General features: G+C 49.9%; 19 protein-coding genes, 1 tRNA gene and 1 other annotated feature. Of the genes, 2 read left to right on the forward strand and 18 right to left on the reverse strand.

The window, feature by feature from the left end; all coding sequences use genetic code 11:
* Positions 1-57: 57 nt before the first annotated feature.
* From NFS31_RS21320 to NFS31_RS21405, 18 genes are all read right to left on the reverse strand, one after another.
* Positions 58-1,716, reverse strand: coding sequence for a GmrSD restriction endonuclease domain-containing protein (locus tag NFS31_RS21320; RefSeq protein WP_251499695.1), 1,659 nt, complete (start codon positions 1,714-1,716; stop codon positions 58-60).
* On the reverse strand, positions 1,716-3,413 hold the full coding sequence (locus NFS31_RS21325; protein WP_251499699.1) for a DUF262 domain-containing protein: 1,698 nt from the start codon (positions 3,411-3,413) through the stop codon (positions 1,716-1,718). The genes NFS31_RS21320 and NFS31_RS21325 overlap by 1 nt, the downstream gene beginning before the upstream one ends.
* Positions 3,414-3,828: 415 nt before the next feature.
* Complete coding sequence (locus NFS31_RS21330) at positions 3,829-4,347, reverse strand: hypothetical protein (RefSeq protein WP_251499702.1); 519 nt, start codon at positions 4,345-4,347, stop codon at positions 3,829-3,831.
* An 84-nt stretch (positions 4,348-4,431) separates the two neighbouring features.
* Positions 4,432-4,908, reverse strand: coding sequence for a flavodoxin (locus tag NFS31_RS21335; protein WP_251499705.1), 477 nt, complete (start codon positions 4,906-4,908; stop codon positions 4,432-4,434).
* 252 nt (positions 4,909-5,160) lie between these two features.
* Positions 5,161-5,234, reverse strand: a tRNA-Arg gene (locus NFS31_RS21340).
* 69 nt (positions 5,235-5,303) lie between these two features.
* The gene (gene rho, locus NFS31_RS21345) at positions 5,304-7,124 is read right to left on the reverse strand and encodes a transcription termination factor Rho (RefSeq protein WP_251499708.1); all 1,821 of its coding nucleotides are present in this window, start codon (positions 7,122-7,124) and stop codon (positions 5,304-5,306) included.
* Positions 7,125-7,736: 612 nt separating this feature from the next.
* Positions 7,737-9,059, reverse strand: a complete 1,323-nt coding sequence (locus tag NFS31_RS21350; RefSeq protein ID WP_251499710.1) for a replication-associated recombination protein A — start codon at positions 9,057-9,059, stop codon at positions 7,737-7,739.
* A 35-nt stretch (positions 9,060-9,094) separates the two neighbouring features.
* Complete coding sequence (locus NFS31_RS21355) at positions 9,095-9,835, reverse strand: polysaccharide deacetylase family protein (protein ID WP_251499713.1); 741 nt, start codon at positions 9,833-9,835, stop codon at positions 9,095-9,097.
* Positions 9,836-9,951: 116 nt separating this feature from the next.
* Positions 9,952-10,797 (reverse strand): undecaprenyl-diphosphate phosphatase, encoded by an 846-nt coding sequence (locus NFS31_RS21360; RefSeq protein WP_251499716.1) that lies wholly within the window; start codon positions 10,795-10,797, stop codon positions 9,952-9,954.
* Between the two features lie 46 nt (positions 10,798-10,843).
* Positions 10,844-11,518 carry a uracil-DNA glycosylase gene (locus tag NFS31_RS21365; protein WP_251499719.1) on the reverse strand — a complete coding sequence of 225 codons (675 nt, stop codon included), beginning with the start codon at positions 11,516-11,518 and terminating at the stop codon, positions 10,844-10,846.
* A 49-nt stretch (positions 11,519-11,567) separates the two neighbouring features.
* Positions 11,568-12,218 (reverse strand): SIR2 family NAD-dependent protein deacylase, encoded by a 651-nt coding sequence (locus tag NFS31_RS21370; RefSeq protein ID WP_251499723.1) that lies wholly within the window; start codon positions 12,216-12,218, stop codon positions 11,568-11,570.
* 155 nt (positions 12,219-12,373) lie between these two features.
* On the reverse strand, positions 12,374-12,745 hold the full coding sequence (gene rplL / locus NFS31_RS21375; RefSeq protein ID WP_160227691.1) for a 50S ribosomal protein L7/L12: 372 nt from the start codon (positions 12,743-12,745) through the stop codon (positions 12,374-12,376).
* Positions 12,746-12,816: 71 nt separating this feature from the next.
* Complete coding sequence (rplJ, locus tag NFS31_RS21380; protein ID WP_251499726.1) at positions 12,817-13,308, reverse strand: 50S ribosomal protein L10; 492 nt, start codon at positions 13,306-13,308, stop codon at positions 12,817-12,819.
* Between the two features lie 45 nt (positions 13,309-13,353).
* Positions 13,354-13,489, reverse strand: a sequence feature (ribosomal protein L10 leader region).
* Positions 13,490-13,620: 131 nt separating this feature from the next.
* Positions 13,621-14,514 (reverse strand): C-type lectin domain-containing protein, encoded by an 894-nt coding sequence (locus NFS31_RS21385; RefSeq protein ID WP_251499730.1) that lies wholly within the window; start codon positions 14,512-14,514, stop codon positions 13,621-13,623.
* A gap of 39 nt (positions 14,515-14,553) precedes the next feature.
* Positions 14,554-14,946, reverse strand: coding sequence for a zinc ribbon domain-containing protein (locus NFS31_RS21390; protein ID WP_251499734.1), 393 nt, complete (start codon positions 14,944-14,946; stop codon positions 14,554-14,556).
* Positions 14,947-15,036: 90 nt separating this feature from the next.
* Complete coding sequence (locus NFS31_RS21395) at positions 15,037-17,082, reverse strand: zinc ribbon domain-containing protein (protein WP_251499737.1); 2,046 nt, start codon at positions 17,080-17,082, stop codon at positions 15,037-15,039.
* A 115-nt stretch (positions 17,083-17,197) separates the two neighbouring features.
* Positions 17,198-17,818, reverse strand: a complete 621-nt coding sequence (locus NFS31_RS21400) for a flavodoxin family protein (protein ID WP_251499740.1) — start codon at positions 17,816-17,818, stop codon at positions 17,198-17,200.
* Positions 17,819-18,171: 353 nt separating this feature from the next.
* The gene (locus tag NFS31_RS21405; RefSeq protein WP_251499743.1) at positions 18,172-19,014 is read right to left on the reverse strand and encodes a TraX family protein; all 843 of its coding nucleotides are present in this window, start codon (positions 19,012-19,014) and stop codon (positions 18,172-18,174) included.
* Between the two features lie 304 nt (positions 19,015-19,318).
* Between NFS31_RS21405 and NFS31_RS21410 the strand changes: the two genes are divergently transcribed.
* On the forward strand, positions 19,319-19,528 hold the full coding sequence (locus tag NFS31_RS21410) for a FeoA family protein (protein ID WP_160304608.1): 210 nt from the start codon (positions 19,319-19,321) through the stop codon (positions 19,526-19,528).
* Positions 19,529-19,545: 17 nt separating this feature from the next.
* Positions 19,546-19,770, forward strand: coding sequence for a FeoA family protein (locus tag NFS31_RS21415; protein WP_251499746.1), 225 nt, complete (start codon positions 19,546-19,548; stop codon positions 19,768-19,770).
* Positions 19,771-19,823: the final 53 nt, after the last annotated feature.

The raw sequence follows: 19,823 nt of genomic DNA on the forward strand, positions 1-19,823 counted from the left end.
GCCTGAGCGCTATTTTGTGAGCTAAAGTATTGATTTTTCAAGGAGCAAATCCCATTTTTAATGTGGGAAGTTTGAGTTATAATACTGGTATTTTCCATCTGCCTCTATTGTGAGCATTGCCCGCCTGAGTTTATCAAAATCTAAAAAGCTGTTATCCAATTCCTTATTAAAATACTTTTCAAAAACCACCTGTATCTCTGCAAACAGGCCAAAATCGATTTCCTCCATACGGCTTTTATAATTCGCACATTCCAGCGCGAACATAATTTTCCCTCTCAAAAGCTCATTGTCCTCTGTCCTGAATATCAGTCCCTTTTGCTCAGGTTTCTTACAGATAATCTCTGCCTTAAGCATTTCTTCTTTTACCTGTTCACGCGCAAAGGAAGAGGTAAGCGATGTGGTATACAGGAAATGATAAATACTTCCGCATCCTTCTGCCAGCTCGCTAACCAAATTAATCGCTCCATAAAAAGCCTCCGGGCTTCTTACAATATCGTTTCTTTTTCCATCAACTGTAATATCCGCCCGCGACAAAATATTTCTTACAACCCTCATCCATTCCTCATAACGTTCCTGGATGATTTCGTCATTTCTAAGCAAATATTCTGTCTGGGCATAAAACAGGATTTTATGCGTGTAGGAGGTATTCGTCCCCAGCAAAATTTCATAAAGCAAATTTTTTTCCGGCTTATGTCTCCACAAATCCAGGTTTAACAAAGGCAAGCGGTCTGAAGCGACCAGAGCGCAGTATAATTCGTAGACTGTATAAATATAATGGAACGTCTCCCCATCAATATATTTTACAAGTTCGCGATCCGAATGGTTATCATTAAGCCTTCGTATCATTTCAATACGTTCCGCGCCTTTTAACAACTGTCCTGTAGATAATTTTGCCATAACAAGAGCTGTCAAAAGCCTCATATGCGCATTGTCAACCGAATTATCTTTTCTAAAATTGCGCCATAAAAAATGTGTCCATTCATTATCTATTTTGTAAGAAAATTTATCTATTTCGCTGCGTTCTTCCTCCCAGTTCTCTTTTGCTGACTTATCCTGAATCTCTGCCTTCAGGTTTTCAAAAGGCGTCAGCCCCCTGCCGCGCGCATTCATTTTTATGTACAAATCATCAGATAAGCCGAAGTTTTCAAGAATTAAAAGATGAAAAATAATATTTTTCTTATTAACCAGAGCATCCCAAACGGAATCCACATCCTTAAAGATTTTATGTATCTCATCTATCGTTTTCAGCATGGCCCTGATTGTGGCATCATATTTCCAGGAGATAAAAAACCACTTTGAATCAAGAATCTGTTCACTTATTACAGCCGAATCATCCACGGAAATAGCATTATTCAAAAGCGCATCGCAAAAACGCCGGGAAGACAGCCTTGTCTCATATGTAAATTTCTTCAAGGTTTCCCGAATCGAACTATCCATATTCATCTCTCTGGCAAAACTATACCAATGAAGCAGGAAAAGCGTAGTGAGGCGCTGCTGCCCGTCTAATGGAAGAAATACATCTTTCTCCACATTTCCGTATATAAAGTCCAAATTGATCGTTTTATTGTTTATAATATTTTCTTTTAATGTTTTGAGAAAATTTTTACAAATAGGCAGATTTCTTGTTCTTCCCTGGGCATAGTCTCTCTGGATAATTGGTATTTTCACTTTATAGGTCTGCATCAATTCATAAAACGAATATATATCATTATTCATTATTTATTCACCTCTAAATAATTCCCCAAAACTCTTATTAAATCCTGCTCATATTTCTCGCGATCTTCCTGTGTCCAAAATGAGACTGCCGGGGGATAATCACTAAAATATTTCAAAAACACATTCTTTGTACAAATTGGAACAAATCCTCCTGATTTATCCCGCTCTATTATTGTCCTGCGTTTTAATGGAAAGACAGCATTTTTGTATCCGCGGTTGGTTTTTTGTTCCAGCAGGGCCAGGTTTGTAATCCCGTCCACATCATCTAATTCGCTCATATATTGATTAAAATGAAATGTAATATCATCAAACAGCTCCGTAAATTTATCCTCTGCTTCATATGTGCCATTGGAAAGCATAATGTCCAGGCGCTGAATTAATTCAGGACCCTTTGTCTTTTTTATGTCTATGTAACATCTTACATCACCAAGCCAGTCTTTCCGATTCGCAAAAGGAATGGAGTCGGAGTCCTTGCGTGATGCGATATGTTCAATATCCCATTTATTCAATTTAAAATCATCAAATGGGAAGTAAGAAGAATCATGTTCATTTTGGAGCATTGTTAAGATATTATATAACAGCAAAATCTCCTTTGTATTTTTATTTTCATAATCCAAATCAAACAGGTTCAGATTCCTGTAATGATTTTTGATCACCTGATCAATATATGAAATAAACTCACTCTTTCTTAAAGCCGAAGATTTATGATATAATTCTTTTACCCCTGCTGCTTTAGCCGTCAAGATGAAACCTATTTTATGATACAATTCCCTCTCGCTGAACCATTCATTAAACCGCTGGTAATACGCCTGAATTTCTTCCCAGTAGCTGTTCATATCTGATTCTGTCTTCCCGGCCAGCCTGGCATAAAAGAAACGAAATGTTGAATATGGATCTGTATCCGCAGAATCATTCATTAAATTGAAAATATATTCTATCCTGTTATCCTCTTTCTGCTCGTCACTCAAAAAATACCACAGCTTATTGTTTTGAAGAGAGGTTTCAATATTATCCCATTCATTGGCAATTTCAATCTGCCGGAGCCTCATCCTGTCTTCATCTCCAACACGGAAGTTTGAGCTGTTCAAAAACAGCGCTTTTATAAGCTCCGCATTGGTAAGGCTGATTTTTCCAATATTAAGACGTGTAAATACTGTAATCGGATTGTCTTCTGTTGTTTCATACCAAATCACCTTTGTATGAAATTTTAATTTTGATCTGTATTCATTTTTATCAAATGTACTCTCCTCTTCCTTTTTTTCAAACCATCTCTCAATCGCTGTATAGGCCAGATGGATATAAAAAAAGTCTATACACTCATCATTTTCGTTTTCCGGATGCTCCAAAAAGGTTTTTGAATCTCCACGCGTCTCATAATCAATCGAGAATAATTTGTCACGGCGTTTTTCTACAAAATCCTGGTTCAAATAATATAATACCAGATATATGGTTGTCAGCCTCTGCTGCCCGTCGATTACTTCATACTCCTGATTAGCTCTGTTCTTTACCACAATTGGCTGGAGACAATACCATGTTTTATCTTCCGTTTCATTTATTTCACGCGGGATAAACTCATATATATCATTCAGCAAATCGTTTACTTCCTGCCCCGTCCAACGGTAACCTCTCTGATACGCTGGTATATAAAACGCATACGGCTGTAATTCATTAAGAGTTTTTAATTCAATGCTGTTCATCTGCTCTCCTCTGTTATAAATGGAAACAATCATTATATGAATCTTCTGAATCTGCTGTATACTATATCACATTACTGGCAATAATTCTAATGATTTTATACGTTGTGTTCATATTTTGCCGATTTCTTACATTTTATGAAAGATAGCGCATCCGCTCTGTCCAGCGCCCGCATTTTCCGGTCTGCTGTTTCGATCATATCATCCGCGTTCATCTTATACATAAAAGCAGGGAAGCAAAGACGTTTCCTTTTGCCTACACAATCCATTTCGTCGTACCGAGTGCTCCATCCGGACAGTAATTGAACTGCCAGCACCGAATATTTTGTCAGCCTGCAAGGCGAAGGAAGGAGGCGATGCGGTGGCATCGTTGACTGACGACAACGCGGCAGATGGCAAAATAGGCGGCGCTGGCAGTTCAATTACTGTCCGGATGGAGCACGAGCCCCTTTGCCAGAATCGAAACACCATCCTTCATCACTTTAGCTATCAACCGTTTTTCCTTCCTGCTCCATTTCGGAATGTAATGCTTTTCGCCTTCATTTACCAGTATATTGCATCCGTAAAACAGCTTTTCATAAATAATCCGGATGGTTTCTTCTCTGCTGTCTCCTGCAAACGGGCAGTTGATTGAATGTGCTACATCTGAAAAAATATTCCAATAATTCAGAAACTGCCCGCAATCTATTTTTCTAAAATGTTCTATCTTTCTAAAATATTCCGGTGATATGAGATACTCCGTTTCCTCCCTGTTAAGCAGAAATCCCTTCTCTTTTGCAAAAGCTAACGCTTCTTCTTTTTCCGGAAAAAACCTTAGCTTCCTGTTCCTGTCAAGCAAAAATCCGTCAATATCATCTGAGTACCAAAATGTATAATATTCTTTCTCTGAAATCCTGAATGTAACCAAATAATACGTTTCCTGCACTTTTTCACCCATTGCCGCCTCTGTATGCCTCCAGCCTCCAAAGCAGCATCCTGTCATCCCTCTCAAAATATCGCGGCCGGACGCATCCTGCGCGCCCTATAACCACTCTGACGCCCACTCAGCCAGTTCCCTGCCTGATACACTGGCAGCAAACCGTTTTCCCGGCATTACCTTTGCCCCCGGCGCCAGGCTCTGCATATTCTTCCCGGAATCACCTATCCCGCTTCCTCCGGACGTGGCAAAGGGGACAACCGTTTTTCCGCTGAAATCATATGCTTCCATAAAGGTGTCGATGATAGACGGCTCCCTGTACCACCATACCGGGAACCCGACAAAGATCACATCATACTGCCCGATATCCGCCGCAGCAGAACGAATCGCCGGGCGGCACGACCTGTCGTTCATCTCAACCGAGCTCCGGCTCTTCTTGTCCTGCCAGTCGAGATCCTGATTGGTATACGGGATTTCAGGTTCAATCTCAAATAATTCAGCTCCTGTTTCCTCTGCCAGCCGCTCTGCCACTTTTGATGTTACTCCGCTCGCACTGAAATACGCTACGAATGCTTTACTCATTGTTCAAATCCTCCCTGCACACTTTACATTTATTTTTATCTTACATTTCATATATGTAATATACAACTTAGAGTTGGCTTTAAGTCAAGAGGCCGCAGGCGGTTTACGAATGCCCGCAAGCTGATTTCTTATGCGCCTGACCTATTTTCAATAACTAACTCCTGCGCAATCCATAAAATTATCTGAAAGCTTACTTTTACATCAAAAAAGAGTATCTACCTTTCGATAAATACTCTTTTTCATACCCTTTAACGTGCGTGAGAAGATTCGAACTCCCGACACCTTGGTCCGTAGCCAAGTGCTCTATCCAGCTGAGCTACACGCACCCGTTAAGGATATTTCCTTAACAACGCTTTGTATTATACAACCATTTTCCCGTCCTGTCAACTACATTTTTAGAAATATCTCCGTTTTCTGGAAATCTCCACGAATTCCTTATTGCTGGAAGTATTCGCAAACTGATTCAGGATGCGCTCCACCGTCTCCTCCGGCCGCTGTACATTGGTCGCTTTGTGGATCAGATCCACCACCTCGGACTCTGCCTGGCTCAGCAGGAGGTCGTCGCGCCGTGTCCCGGATCCCAGGATATCAATCGCCGGGAAGATGCGCCGCTCGGAGAGCTTGCGATCCAGCACCAGCTCCATGTTTCCGGTTCCTTTAAACTCCTCGTAAATCACGTCATCCATGCGGCTTCCCGTGTCGATCAGGGCCGTGGCCAGAATGGTCAGGCTGCCGCCTTCCCTCATATTCCTGGCTGCTCCGAAGAAGCGCTTCGGCATATGGAGCGCAGCCGGGTCAAGGCCGCCGGACAGGGTCCGTCCGCTGGGCGGAACCACCAGATTGTACGCCCTGGCAAGGCGCGTAATGCTGTCCAGTAAAATCATAACGTCGCGCCCATGCTCTACCAGGCGCTTGGCGCGCTCAATCACCATCTCTGACACGCGCTTATGGCGATCCGGCAGCTCGTCAAAGGTGGAGTAAATCACCTCCACATTCGGTCCCCCGATGGCCTCCTTGATGTCCGTCACCTCCTCCGGGCGCTCGTCAATCAACAGAATGATCAGATGCATCTCCGGATGGTTCGCCGTCACCGCGCGGGCCACCTGCTTTAACAGAGTCGTCTTTCCTGCCTTCGGCGGGGAAACGATCATGCCTCGCTGTCCTTTTCCGATCGGGGACAGTAAATCCATCACACGCATGGCCGTCGAATTCTTCGTTCCCGGCATCTCAAGATGCAGGCGGCGGTTCGGGAAGATCGGCGTCAGATTTTCAAAATTGGGACGCCGCTCGATCACATTCGTTGGGTAATTATTAACGGAATTGATATAAAGCAGCGCGGCAAATTTCTCCGTCGCGGACTTGATCCGCCTGCTTCCGCGCACAATATCGCCGGTCTTTAAGTTGAAACGGCGGATCTGGGACGGGGCCACATACACGTCATTCTCCCCGGGAAGGAAATTTTCACACCGTATAAACCCAAAGCCGTCCGGCATAACCTCCAGAATGCCGTTCGCCTCAATACCGCTGTCCAGCTCCTGAAAATCAACCTTAATGTCATCCGGAGCCTGCGGCTCACTCCTGACCGGAAACTCCCTCGTCTGGGATTCAGTCCGTGAATAGCCGTCCTGACGCGCCGCAGTATCGCTGCCGCCCGTATTTTCACCCGAAGCCTGAGCTTCCTGGCGCGGCTGATAGCTCCTTGGCTGATTCTCACTCCTCTGCTGATAATCGCCCCGGCTCTGTCCGCCCCGGCCCTGATAATCATTTCTGCCCTGGTAATCGTTTCTGCCCTGATAATCACGCCTGCGGTAGCTGTTATCCTGGCTGCGCCCGCCTGCGCGCTGCGGCCTCTGATTCTCCTCCGGCCTTCTGGGCTCGGCCGCGAAATTTCTGCCCTCCGGACCGCCCGTCTTTGCTTCCGCGCCGCTCATCCGGCCCTCATAGCCCGCCGGACCGCTCTCCGCCCCGGACGCCCTGTTCCCCTGCGCCACTGCGGATGCCTCCCGGGATTCCATCGCGGGAGCTTCCTCAGAGCGCTTCTCCTCGCGCCTCCCTGAGTCCTCCTCCGCTCCAAAGCCCCCGGCATCCTGCTCTGCAAGCGCGCAAAGCCTGTCTATAATCTCTGCCTTCCTCAATGTTGTAATACCCTTTAACCCCTGTGCCTTTGCCAGTTCCCGTAGCTGTGCCAAAGGCAGAGTCTGCAATTTTTCCTTCATACATTTCTCCTCGCCTTGTTTGATTCATCGAACTCATTCATGGGAATTAATATCAGAAATAAGAATCGTCATGCGGCAGCCCGGAAATTCCATGCCAGCCGCCGCATCTCCATCCACAGAAGCCCCTGTCAGATACTCACTGCGAATTTAATATCTATATTATATACTATTTTTCAAAAAAAGCAAATTATTTTTAAGCTGCGAGCTTTTTTGCCAGGCTTCACAGCGACAGTCCAGACGGGCAGGGGGATGTCCCGTCTGAACCAATGGCATGATGTCGGGGGCAAAAGGTCTTCTGACCCCTTTGATACCGGATTGCTCCGCACTTTGTGCTCCCGCAATCCTCAAAAACATTCAAAATCCGCCCTGATCGGGCTCCTTTTTCATGTTCTTGGCGGATCCCAGGTTCAAAAATCCTCCTCCAACCGGGCCTGCATCGGATTTCAGACCTTTTGACCCCGGTATCATGGGCATTTAATTAAGCGGAACCATTGCGGGCGTTATTTGTCGTGAGAGAGCCGCTGATAACGCAGACAGCGGCCCTCTCACAATGAACCATAGCTCACATACATCTTAACGAAATCAATACGTGAACTTAAGAAATCTGATGATTCATACCCCTCTCTTCAAAAACGCCATCCACTCCCCAATCTTCTTCTCATACCCATTCTCCGTCGGATGATAAAACACGCTCCCCTCCACTTCATCTGGCAGATACTGCTGCTTTACATAGTGATTCGGGTAATCATGCGCATATTTATAATCAATCCCGCGCCCCAGCTTTTCCGCTCCGTTATAATGCCTGTCCTGCAGATGCGGCGGAACCCGGGCGACGCTTTTTTTCCGCACCGCTTCCTGGGCGGCCCCGATCGCCATGCAGCAGGCGTTGCTTTTGGGCGCGCTGGCCACATAGATGGCCGCCTGCGACAAAATCAGGTTTGCCTCCGGAAGCCCGACTCTCTCCACGGCCAGGGACGCGCTCACAGCCACCGTGAGCGCCTGGGGATCCGCGTTTCCCACATCCTCGGACGCGCAGATCATGATCCGGCGCGCAATAAACTTAATATCCTCTCCCGCATACAGCATCCGCGCCAGATAGTACACCGCTGCGTCCGGATCGGATCCGCGCATGCTTTTGATAAAGGCTGATATTGTGTCATAATGGTTGTCTCCGCCTTTGTCATAGCGGACCGCCCGCTTCTGGATGCACTCCTGCGCTACCTCCAGCGTAATGTGAATCCTCCCGTCCTCACTCCTGTCCGTTGTGAGAATGCCCAGCTCAATGGCGTTTAAGGCCGCCCTGGCGTCCCCGCCCGCCATCTCGGCCAGAAAGTCCAGCGCCTCCTCCGCAGCTTCGGCCCCGTAGCTTCCCATCCCTTTTTCCCTGTCGCAGACCGCCCGCCTTAAAAGCTCCTTTATGTCTTCGTTTTCCAGGGGCTTAAGCTCAAAGATCCGGGATCGCGAAATCAGGGCCCCGTTGACCTCAAAATACGGGTTCTCCGTTGTCGCCCCAATCAGAAGCAGAGTCCCGTCCTCCACAAAGGGGAGCAGATAATCCTGCTGGCTCTTGTTGAACCGGTGGATCTCGTCAATGAACAGAATCGTTTTCTGCCCGTACATCCCCAGAGCGTCCTTGGCTCCCTGTACGACCTGCTCCATATCCTTTTTTCCCGCCACGGTCGCATTGAGCTGTTCAAAACGGGCGCTGGTCGTATTTGCGATCACTTTGGCCAGCGTCGTCTTTCCCGTGCCGGGCGGGCCGTAAAATATCAGCGATCCGAGCTTATCCGCCTTAATCGCCCGGTACAGGAGCTTATCCTTTCCGATGATATGCCTCTGCCCCACCACCTCGTCAAGCGTTGCAGGACGAAGCCGGGAGGCCAGCGGCGCCTCCCGCTCCATGGTGTTGCTGCGCATGTAGTCAAATAAATCCATGTATGTTTATCCTCTAAAGCATTTTCTAACACGCTCTAATCAATCAGTAATTCGTCAACGGTTACAAACGTATAGCCCTGCGCCGCCAGCGTGTCAATGACTGTAAGGGCGGCCTCCACGGATGTGTCAAACACATCGTGCAAAAGGATCACCTGATGCTTTCCCACGTTCTTATAAATCTGGCGCTCCACCTTGGCGGCATTCTGGCTCTTCCAGTCCAGGGTGTCAATATCCCAGAATACGGGCGTCATGCCCACCGCCGCCTCCAGGTCGTCACTCCAGCGGCCATAGGGAGGGCGGATATGATCCGGGAGCTGGCCGGAAATATCGCGTATCATCTCATTCGTGCGCGTGATATCCTCTATGGCCTTCTGCGGCGCCATTTTCGTCAGATCCTCATGGCTGTAGCAATGGGTTCCCACCAGATGCCCGTCCTGCGCCATCTGCCTGACCAGCTCCTCATTGCCCGGAATACTCTCCCCTATCAGAAAAAAGGAAGCCTTTACATGGCGCTCCTTCAGTCCGTCCAGCAGCTTTTTCGTGTAAACCGGATGAGGCCCGTCGTCAAACGTCAGGGCAATCAGCTTTTCCCCGGAACCGCCGGGCGCTTCCTCAAGGCTGTCCGGCCCGGGCTCCGCCTCCTTAAGCCCGCTCTGCGCAGTCCCGGCCGCAGCCGGGGCTGACGCCAGGAAATCGGCCGCAGCGCCCGCGCAGATACATGCAAGAAGCACATCAAACGCCAGGACCGCAGCCAGAATTATCAGCTTTCGTTTCACTGTCCGCCTCTTTGCCGGCGTCTCTTCCGGATGCGCAGAGACCTGTCTCTTTCGCTGTCCCTGCGCCTCTTTATTCAGCCGCCGGCCCTGTTTCATGTCCTTTACATGATCATATGCTAACTGGCCATGACTAATGCGGAAATTCCAAAATAGGAGAGTACGATGATTCCCAGCACGATCCTGTAATACCCGAAAAACTTAAAATCATGTTTCCGGATGTATCCCATCAGGAACCGGATGGAATAGACAGATACGGCGAAGGCCACCAGCATCCCCAGTATCAGATAGAAAAACTCAGCTCCGCTGAATGCGCCGCCCTTTATGAAAAACTTAACAATCTTGAGCAGGCTGGCCCCGAACATAACCGGAATCCCCAGGAAGAATGAGAACTCCGCCGCCGCCTCCCTGGAGCACCCGATCAGCATGGCCCCCAGGATCGTCGCCCCGGACCGCGAGGTGCCGGGGATCAGGGCAAGCACCTGGCAGCACCCGATCAGCGCCGCGGTCTGATACGATATCTGCGTCACCCGCTGAATCGGGAACGACACATTCCGGTTGCGCTGCTCCAGAAAAATAAAGAATATGCCGTAAATAATCAGCGTGGCAGAAACGACATAGCCGTTCAGCAGCTTATCCATCACATTATCTAACGGCAGGCCCACCAGAGCCGCCGGGACGCAGGCCACAATAATCTTTTTCCACAGACGGATCGTCGCCCTCTTCTGCGCGGGATTTTTCCTCTGGGAAAATGGATTCAGTTTGTGAAAGTACAAAAGGAGAACCGCCAAAATAGCCCCAAGCTGTATCACCACCATAAAAACCTCGCGGAAGGCCCCGCTGACATCCAGATGAATGATCTCATCAACCAGGATCATATGGCCTGTGCTGCTGATCGGAAGCCATTCCGTAAAGCCCTCAACAATGCCCAGTACAATGACCTTTAAAATTTCTACAAAATTCATATTCCGTCCTTTCTGCCTGCCTCATTGCGAGCCAAACCGGCCCCATTTAACAATTTTCGATCTGCCAGTCAATCTCTTCCAGCCCATGTTCCCTCAGAAATGCATTGGTCCTGCTGAACGGGCGGCTGCCAAAAAAGCCTCTGGACGCCGAGTACGGGCTCGGATGGGACGCCTCCAGAATCAGATGGCCCGGATGCGTAAGCATCTCCCGTTTCGCCTGAGCCGGCCTTCCCCACAGGATAAATACCATCGGCCGATCCTGGCTGTTCAGAATCCGGATGGCCGCGTCCGTGAATTCCTCCCACCCAAGCCCGCGGTGCGAGTTGGGCTGATGCGCCCGCACGGTCAGAACGGTATTTAAAAGCAGCACGCCCTGATCCGCCCATTTCTTTAAGTAGCCGTTGTTTGGAATATAGCATCCCAGATCGTCGTGAAGCTCCTGGTAAATATTGACCAGCGACGGGGGGATCCCCACGTCCGGCTTCACGGAAAAGCACAGCCCGTGGGCCTGCCCTCTCCCGTGATACGGATCCTGACCCAGAATCACCACCTTCACGCGGTTTAACGGCGTAAAGGAAAAGGCGTTAAAGATATCGTCCGCATCCGGGTAAATGACCCGCGTCTGGTATTCCTTTTTTATCGTCTCATACAAATGTTTATAATATGGCTGCTTAAACTCCCCGCTCAAAGGCTCAAGCCAGTCATTACTTATTGCTCCCATATTCGTTTCCTCTCATTTATCGTACGCCCGCTGAACAGTTACCAGTTTATCATATGCCAGAGAGATTCTCAATCATTTCCCGACAGAATTCCACCGAATTTGCCTCTACTGCTTCCGCCCGCTCCCGTATCTGTTCGGATATCTGGTAAAATGTTTGATTTACACGATACATATGCGCTTTCCGGTTAAAAAATGCCGTCTTTTCAAACGGCCACCGAATCACGGTCGGCGTCCCAAAGCCCACGCCCAGCTCCAGAATCAAAAGCCTGCGGTTCAGCGTCCCGGCCAGCCATGCTTTATACGCGTTCCACTGAGGAAGATACCCTTCTTCAATGTACTCCTGCGCCGCGATCGTATTTTCCGTCAGCGGCGCGCCGCAATGCGGGCAGATTTCAGAGGGAAGCTCGCCCCGCTCCCATATATCTTTTGTGCAGGAGCAGGAGCACTGGAGCCAGTTCCGGTTGCCGCACGGCGCGGTAATACGCGTCCCGTCAAGCGGGGATTCAAAAATACGCCCGTCCGTCACGGTAGTCACCACAAAATAATCTTTTCCCTGCGCGAGCCGGCGCAGCGACTCATACGCTCCCGGGATCTGCGCCGGCTCTAAGCGCTCCCACTCCTCTCCCAGGCCGATCAGAAGATATTCGCACTCCTTTAAATCAACGCAAAGCCGCATCCTGGTATCTGCAAGCCGTTCCATTTTCATCCTCCCATCTTCAGGCTGTAACGGTTAAGGCAGCCTGAACGGGCGCCTTACGTTCTCCCTGTACAGCAATTTCTTTTGCACCCCCGCGCAAAAAAAGCCTGCGGCACACCCTCGCGCGCCGCAGACTCCTTTTCTTTATGACACATTCATTATTTTAATGTAACCTTCGCGCCCTCGGCCTCCAGCTTGGTCTTTAACTCCTCTGCCTCTTCCTTGGAAACGCCGGTCTTTACTGCCTTCGGAGCGTTGTCTACCACTTCCTTGGCTTCCTTTAAGCCCAGGCCGGTTGCTTCGCGGACAACCTTGATAACCTTAACCTTGTTTGCGCCAACCTCGGTCAGCTCTACATCAAACTCGGTCTTCTCCTCTGCAGCCTCAGCCGGGCCGGCCGCTGCAACCACAACGCCTGCCGCTGCGGATACGCCGAACTCTTCCTCGCAGGCCTTTACCAGATCGTTTAACTCTAATACGGATAACTCTTTAATTGCTTCAATGAACTCAGCAGTTGTTAATTTTGCCATTTTATTTTCCTCCTATATATCTTTACATTGCATGACGGCAGTCTCCCTTGCCGACGCTTTTCAATCGAATCCTACGCCTCTCCCTGCTTTTCCGCGATCTGCTTAACCACACGGGCAAAGTTCGCAATCGGCGACTGCATGCTTCCAAGGAGTCTTCCAAGAAGAACCTCTCTGGACGGGATGGTTGCGATAACCTGCATGCCCTTGGCATCGTAGTAGGTGTCCTCCACGATACCGCCCTTGATCTCCAGCTTGTCTGCCTTTTTCGCAAATTCCGCTATGATTCTTGCCGGAGCCGTAGCGTCTTCTTTGGAAACAGCCAGCGCTGTGGGGCCTTCCAGATGCGGCTCTAACGCTTCAAATGCGGTTCCCTTTGCAGCGAAACGGATCATGGTATTCTTGTATACCTTATACGTAACGCCCGCTTCCCTGAACTGCTTGCGGAGCTGCGTATCCTGCTCCACGGTCAGTCCCCGGTAATCGACCACAACCGCACTCCTGGCGCCATTGAATAACTCGGAAATTTCAGCGACAATCGGCTGTTTTAATTCAACTTTTGCCATGAATAGTTTACCTCCTGTATTAATCTCTAACCGCCTGGTAAACGTCCGGGTAAAGAAAAAGCCCCTCCGTCCCAAAGACAGAGAGGCATAAACTTACACTTTAGTTATGTTTCCCTCGGCAGGCGTTTTGAACCTTACGCCTTACGGCGCCTGCTGTCTTCGGCAGTTACACAGATGTAATTTAGCATAAAAATTGGGTGTTGTCAAGTTTTTTCTTTGCCGGTTTTCTACGGGTTCCTTATGGATATGAAAGCTATGCCTAGCTGCGCTGCCGGAATGCCATGAATTTATATAATCGGAGCTGTTTCTTGTTTATTCATATTCGCAGATATAGCCGACCTGCCCTTTATAACTGCTGACGGCCGCAATGATGTCGTTCGGCACATCATTCCAGACCCAGCGGTTTTCGGACTTGTAGTAGAAAATATTCATGTAACACTCGTCCAGATTGATGCCGGCGTCACGGAAACTGGGCTCGTCTTTCATCCAGGCCCATTCATACGGGCCGGAATTGAGGACGCTGGCGTCAAAGCTGCCGTCTGAATTAACCCAGTGGTACTCATACTCGCCTGGCAGCCTCTTGCCGCCGATCCACAGTTTCAGCTTTTCCGCGCCTTCCTGCGAGAGGAGCTCCTTGATCTGCTCGTATTCCTCCGGTGTGTCGAAGTGAACCAGATAACCGCCCCGGGCCTGCGCGTCGAGAAATGCCTCTTCCCATGTGCAGTCCGTTTTTACCACCTCATAGCGGTGCGGTTTTTCTTCTTCCTGCGCGGCGGCTGTGGTTTCCTGTGAAAGCGCGGCGGCTTCCCCGCCGTCTCCGCTCTCTGCGGGCGCGGTTTCTGCGGCGCTCTCTGCGCGCTGTCCCTCTGTCGGTTCAGCGGCGCCCGGTTCTTCAGGGGTTTCCTGGCCGGTTTCCTCCTCATCGTCAAAATCCATGCCCCATTCTTCGGCCTGCTTTTGCGGCTCCTTTTTCTGGAACTTCCAGGCTGCGGCGCCTCCGGCGGCTATCACTGCAATGCCTAACAGGACGGCGGCCAGAGCTTTATGATTCTTTTCAGGGGGCTGCGGCGCGCCGTTGTCTGGCTGGCCCGGGGGAACCTGGCTTTCAGGGATGCTCTCCGGCGGCGTATTTTCCACCTTTGTCCCGCATTTCGTACAAAATTTTGCTCCTTCTTTGAGTGTTTCTCCACATTTTCTGCATTTCATCTGTATTGTTCTCCATCCTGAGGCAAAACGCCGTGTTATCTATTCTGTCAGCTTCGTTCCGCATTTGCGGCAGAATTTTGCGGGGGGCGTATATGCCTGTCCGCAATTCGGGCAGAAGCTCTTTTCCTGCTTTGGGCTTTCGCTCTTACCAAGGATCTCTGCCTCCATGCGCGTCAGCTCCTCCGCCGATCGGGTCTGCTCTTCGATCACCTGCTTTTTCTGCCTGATCCCGGCAAGCTCCTCTGCCACGAGCTGCTCACTTATCTCCTCCCCGTTTTCCCACGCCTCATAAACCGCAGCGCCAATCTTTTTCTCCAGAAGCTCTGTCTCTGAATTGAGCTTTGCTATGTAGGTCTGGATCTTTTTTACTTCCAGAAAGGTGGAAGTCTTTACATTCAGTGTTGTGATTCCCTTTGAAAATATATCTGCCATCGCACGCTTCCTCCTTATCCATGCGCTATGCTTTTCGTGTGTGCTTTTGCCGCGTAAATTCCCCTAAACGCCCGGCTTTGCGGGGCGGTATCAGTCGCAGAATACAGCGCGCACATCCACGTCGATGGTTTCTGCCGTCTTTCCGTTATAGTATCTCAGATCGCCTCTGTTTCTGTCGTTATTGTACTCTGTCAGAAAAAGAACCGTATCCTCATCCATGACGCGCCAGTAACTGACGTCATCGGCAATCTTTGTCTTTTCAAAGCCTTCCAGCATGACCAGCGTCCCGTAATTTCTCTTATCGTCAAAATCTGTCATGCAGAGCACCGCGCCGCTCTCCGGATCCATTTCTGAGCGGTATACAGACACATCCGCCTGCGCCATTTCTCCGTTGCAGTACAGATCGCCTGTCATCCGGTCTGTGATATCCTTAAAATAATACACGCAGCCGTTCCCCGCTCCCTCAATATCATCCACATCATCATCCCTCTTCTGAACCGCTCCAAAGGACTTTTCGGATAAATCAACGGAGTACAGGGTGTAGGCGTCTTCCTCTGCCTCGCCCGTCAGAAAGTAGAGCTGATCCTTGTCCAGCGCGTATGTGTTATAGGTAAGCTGTTCCTCTTCCCCGATCGCAAGAACCGCCTCCCGGCCGCCGGAAGATACGCACTCTACAGCCGTATTATAAAGCGCTTTATAATACTCGCTGGTCACATCCGACACGTTCTCTATCTGGGACAGCCTCATTTTTTCCGGCGCTGCATCGGAACATTTATTATAGGTGACAAATGCCGCGGCGTCGCCGGCGTTCATTCTGTCATTGCTGTTCATGCTGCCTAAACAGTTGTCGGCGATGAGCTGCTTTTCACCGTTCACATAATAGTACAGCGAGTACAGATCCAGCGTCACCTTACGCCCGCGCAGCTCCTCCCGGAGATCGTCGCGCTGCAGTTTTTCGCGGTATTTTGCATAGTCCGCATTGTATTGATCCCGATCTGTCACAACACGTTCGGGAACCCAGCCATTTGCCGCTTCCCTGCGCTGATAATCTTTAATATCCGGCTCCGCCATCGCCGCGTCCGCAGACGCCATGTCGTCCTCTACCAGATCCATCACAGAAATCTCGCTCTCCTCTGACTGAAAGAAATAGAACGTGTTATTTACCCAGTCAATTCCCACCGTATCCTCGTCATTATAATCATTGAGTAATTTTTCTTCCTTCTGAAAATTCTTTATCAGATAAAGCGCCTCATTTTTCAGAAGATAGATCGAGGTCAGATCCTCGCTGCAGCCAAAGCCCTCCACACCTGCGCAGAGTTTCTTTTTTTCCATTTCCTTTGATGATAAGTCGCATATGTAGAGATCCTTTGTATACTCAGCCGGATCATAGGTCGTCCAGAACGCGAGTTTTCCCGCTTTATCCATACAGAAATCCCCTATGCCGGAGGCGAGTTTTTCCTTGTTATTCCGATCGGATACATACAGGTTCTCATCCTTGACATAAACGACTTTATTGTCAGCGGTCAGCTCATGCTGCGTGATTCTGCTGTCGATCTTGACGCCTTCATCCTTCTGTGACTTTTTGTAATACAGCGTATAGGTAATCTGGTAAGAATTATCGTCTCTTTCGATATCTTCCATGTAGAAACGGTGTTTCCCGTCCGCGCTGAGCAGGGGATAACCGCTGACCAGCCCGCTCATCACTCCCTCGTCTGAATTTCTGTACGAATCATCCGAGTATTCCACGGCTCCCTTTCCCGGCTTGTCGAGTGAAACGCCGTACATACCGCCGTCCTTTAAATACATCACGCTGCTTCCCTCTGCACCGCCGGATCGCAGAGCCGGGGCAATCATCGCTCCGGCCGCTACAGCCACTACGGCCGCCCCGATTCCGAGCGCCAGGGTAAGATTCTTTTTCTTTGGCGGCCCGGCCTGCTCGGCGGGAGCCGCAGTTTGCGCCGCCTCCAGCTTAAAGCCGCATGCCTCGCAAAATACGGATCCCCCCTCTACCGCGCTCCCGCAGTTCGGGCAGAAATTCGTCTCCGGGCCGGCGGCGCCGCTCTCCACAGGATTTCCGCATTCGGGGCAAAACAGGCTCCCATCCTCAAATTCCGCTTTACACTTGCTGCATTTCATACACATCTCCTCCTTTGCCGCTTCCACAGGCGCGGCAGCGTCTCCCGGCCACCCCTGTCTGCGCATATCTGTTCTGAATCGTAACAGGTCAGGTTACCCTGTGCATTTCTCCGAATCAGATAAAATTCGTGCCGATTCTGGCCTCATACTGAGGCGGCGTGATTCCCTGTTTCTTTCCCGCCTCTGCATTTTTCAGCAGCCACGCCATATTCTGCGCCAGCGTCCGCATCGTCTGCAGTCCTTCTTCATCCCTGCGCACCTCGTCCGGCGCATTGCCATGAACCTGGTTCCAGTATTGGGAACCGACGATGTGCATATTGCTGATGCCAAAATACTTGTTTAAGCGGTCAAACGCGGCGCTGGCCCCTCCGCGGCGGCAGGAGACAACGGACGCCGCCAGTTTCCCGGCCATACGCCCTCCCCCGCAGTAAAACAGCCGATCCAGAAACGCGCAGAGCTGTCCGGCCGGACCCGCATAATACACAGGCGAACCGACGATCACCGCGTCGTATTCATCCAGCTTTTCCAGAATCTCATTCACCTTGTCGTCAAAAACGCACCGCCCCGTCTCGCGGCACTTCCCGCAGGCGATACAGCCGGCGACCGGCTGCTTTCCCAGATATACCATCTCTGATTCTACGCCGTTTTCGGCTAATGTATCCGCAATCTCTGTCAATGCGGTATAAGTGCAGCCATTTTCATGAGGACTGCCGTTCATTAATAAAACCTTGCTCATGTCCTTTCCTCCGTTATACTGAATCAATTTCCCCAGGCCGTATTACTGACAGCCCCCAGCCCCATGGCACAGCGCTGCATCTGGACACAGGGCCGCCCGGCGAATCATCGAACATTGCCTGATACCCTATTTTACCATAATAATACCATTTTAGCAAAGAAATGACAGCCTTATTCCCTAAAAAGCGGCATACCATATTACTCCCCCCGCCGGGCTGCGGCCAGTAACACGCTTCACGATGCACACAAACCGAAAAAACGCGGTTTGGCGCCGCCGCCCCGGGTTTGACTCAAGAGGGCCCGCTGTCTGTGACTTCCGCTACGCTTCACTCACAAAAAACACCTCGCGGAATACTACCTGTGAACAGTAACCATACCATATAAGATCAGCAGGTGCAGCGGATACAAACCATACCAGGCGTATTTGTAGCGGATCCGCCCCCTCTCCCCACTGTAGAAATGGATGAGGAGAAGGCCCAATAAACCGCTTCCCAGATAATACTGAGACAGCAAAAGCGCCGTCGTCCCTGCCACAGCCCAGCCCGCGGGCTCTCTGCGGCAATGGCCATAATAGAACCCTCCGATTAGAATCATCCCGACAGCCCCGTAATCACACCGGACAGCCTCGGCCGCCGCGCAGAACACCCCCACAGCCGCCAGCCGCTCCCACTCATTCCCATTCATCCTCTCCAAAGCCGCCATCATGCACACGCCGAGAAACAGTGTCACATACACATTCTGGCTGCCGGCATACCAGACTTTCCCAAAAACGGCCAGATCAAACGGGATTTCCGACAAAAGCGCGAATATCAAAAGCAGCTTTCCGTATTTCTTCCTGTCCCTTGTGTACATAAATCCCTCTGCCAGCAAAAAGCAGTACAGCGGAAAGGACATTCTCCCAACCGCGCGGCAGGGCCAGTAAAGCCCGCTGTCTTTCAGAAGAACCAGGCCAATGTGATCGATCAGCATGGCTGCCGCTGCAATGAGTTTCAAATCTCTGCCTGTTACAGGCCGTTTTGTCCCGGAGCATGTCTGAAACATGCCTTCTGCCGGATGTGCGTTCCGCTTTGCGGGAGATTTGGGCCAAATGAACGCGGCGCAGCGGGCTGCGTTAAGTAAATTGGGGCCAAATATGCCGCAGCGCGGGGCGCGCAGACAGCGGGAATGATGTTTCAGGCATGCTCTGGTAATCTCCATACTTTTTCCTCCAAATGCTCGGCCATGATTGAATGTATGTATATGGTAACGCCTTTTCATGTGTATTTCAAGCTAATTCACAGTAATGTCTTCTGCTGTGAACCGATCACATGATACGGTGGGAAAAGGCGACAATGCGAAGACAGCTTCAAATCTACATTTCCCCTCTTGACAGACCACATCTCATATGATATATTCTATTAACGGAAGTAGTTATAACTAACTTCTTACTTTTTTACACACCAGTTAGCTCTTTATAACTTTTATTAGCTAAAATTAACCCTGTAAGAAAGGAGTACACACAATGCCTTTATCAATGGCTAAAACAGGAGAAATGGTAACTATCCGCCGTATCACAGGCAGGGATGACATCCGCCAGCATCTGGCCGAGCTTGGCTTTGTTGCAGACACTACCATTACAGTTATAAACGAAATTGCCGGCAATCTGATCTTACAGGTCAAAAACAGCCGGATAGCGTTAGACCGGGCCATGGCCAGCCGGATTATGATTTAAAACGAGGAGGGAACAGTATGAGAACACTGAAGGACGTAAAGGTTGGGGAGACTGCGACGGTGGCGAGGCTGCACGGCGAAGGTCCTGTTAAACGCCGCATCATGGATATGGGCATCACAAAGGGTGTTGAAATCCTGGTGCGCAAGGTCGCCCCGCTGGGGGATCCCATGGAGCTGAACATCCGCGGGTATGAATTATCCGTGCGGAAGGCCGATGCAGAAATGGTTGAAATACAGGCTTAAGCCTGAGTGATGGAAAGGCATGCTTTTCATTGCGCAATGCTGCGGCGGCAATA

The organism is Otoolea muris, assembly GCF_943193115.1.
Lineage (GTDB): Bacteria > Bacillota > Clostridia > Lachnospirales > Lachnospiraceae > Otoolea > Otoolea muris.

Bases quoted from the DNA above. Each gene is read 5' to 3' on its own strand.
- NFS31_RS21400 (WP_251499740.1), bottom strand. From the start codon at position 17,818: ATGAGCAAGGTTTTATTAATGAACGGCAGTCCTCATGAAAATGGCTGC.
- NFS31_RS21350 (WP_251499710.1), bottom strand. From the start codon at position 9,059: ATGGATTTATTTGACTACATGCGCAGCAACACCATGGAGCGGGAGGCG.
- NFS31_RS21395 (WP_251499737.1), bottom strand. From the start codon at position 17,082: ATGAAATGCAGCAAGTGTAAAGCGGAATTTGAGGATGGGAGCCTGTTT.
- rho (WP_251499708.1), bottom strand. From the start codon at position 7,124: ATGAAGGAAAAATTGCAGACTCTGCCTTTGGCACAGCTACGGGAACTG.
- NFS31_RS21335 (WP_251499705.1), bottom strand. From the start codon at position 4,908: ATGAGTAAAGCATTCGTAGCGTATTTCAGTGCGAGCGGAGTAACATCA.
- NFS31_RS21330 (WP_251499702.1), bottom strand. From the start codon at position 4,347: ATGGGTGAAAAAGTGCAGGAAACGTATTATTTGGTTACATTCAGGATT.
- NFS31_RS21405 (WP_251499743.1), bottom strand. From the start codon at position 19,014: ATGGAGATTACCAGAGCATGCCTGAAACATCATTCCCGCTGTCTGCGC.
- NFS31_RS21325 (WP_251499699.1), bottom strand. From the start codon at position 3,413: ATGAACAGCATTGAATTAAAAACTCTTAATGAATTACAGCCGTATGCG.
- rplL (WP_160227691.1), bottom strand. From the start codon at position 12,745: ATGGCAAAATTAACAACTGCTGAGTTCATTGAAGCAATTAAAGAGTTA.
- NFS31_RS21360 (WP_251499716.1), bottom strand. From the start codon at position 10,797: ATGAATTTTGTAGAAATTTTAAAGGTCATTGTACTGGGCATTGTTGAG.
- NFS31_RS21410 (WP_160304608.1), top strand. From the start codon at position 19,319: ATGCCTTTATCAATGGCTAAAACAGGAGAAATGGTAACTATCCGCCGT.
- NFS31_RS21415 (WP_251499746.1), top strand. From the start codon at position 19,546: ATGAGAACACTGAAGGACGTAAAGGTTGGGGAGACTGCGACGGTGGCG.
- NFS31_RS21390 (WP_251499734.1), bottom strand. From the start codon at position 14,946: ATGGCAGATATATTTTCAAAGGGAATCACAACACTGAATGTAAAGACT.
- NFS31_RS21370 (WP_251499723.1), bottom strand. From the start codon at position 12,218: ATGGAACGGCTTGCAGATACCAGGATGCGGCTTTGCGTTGATTTAAAG.
- NFS31_RS21320 (WP_251499695.1), bottom strand. From the start codon at position 1,716: ATGAATAATGATATATATTCGTTTTATGAATTGATGCAGACCTATAAA.
- NFS31_RS21365 (WP_251499719.1), bottom strand. From the start codon at position 11,518: ATGGGAGCAATAAGTAATGACTGGCTTGAGCCTTTGAGCGGGGAGTTT.
- NFS31_RS21385 (WP_251499730.1), bottom strand. From the start codon at position 14,514: ATGAAATGCAGAAAATGTGGAGAAACACTCAAAGAAGGAGCAAAATTT.
- rplJ (WP_251499726.1), bottom strand. From the start codon at position 13,308: ATGGCAAAAGTTGAATTAAAACAGCCGATTGTCGCTGAAATTTCCGAG.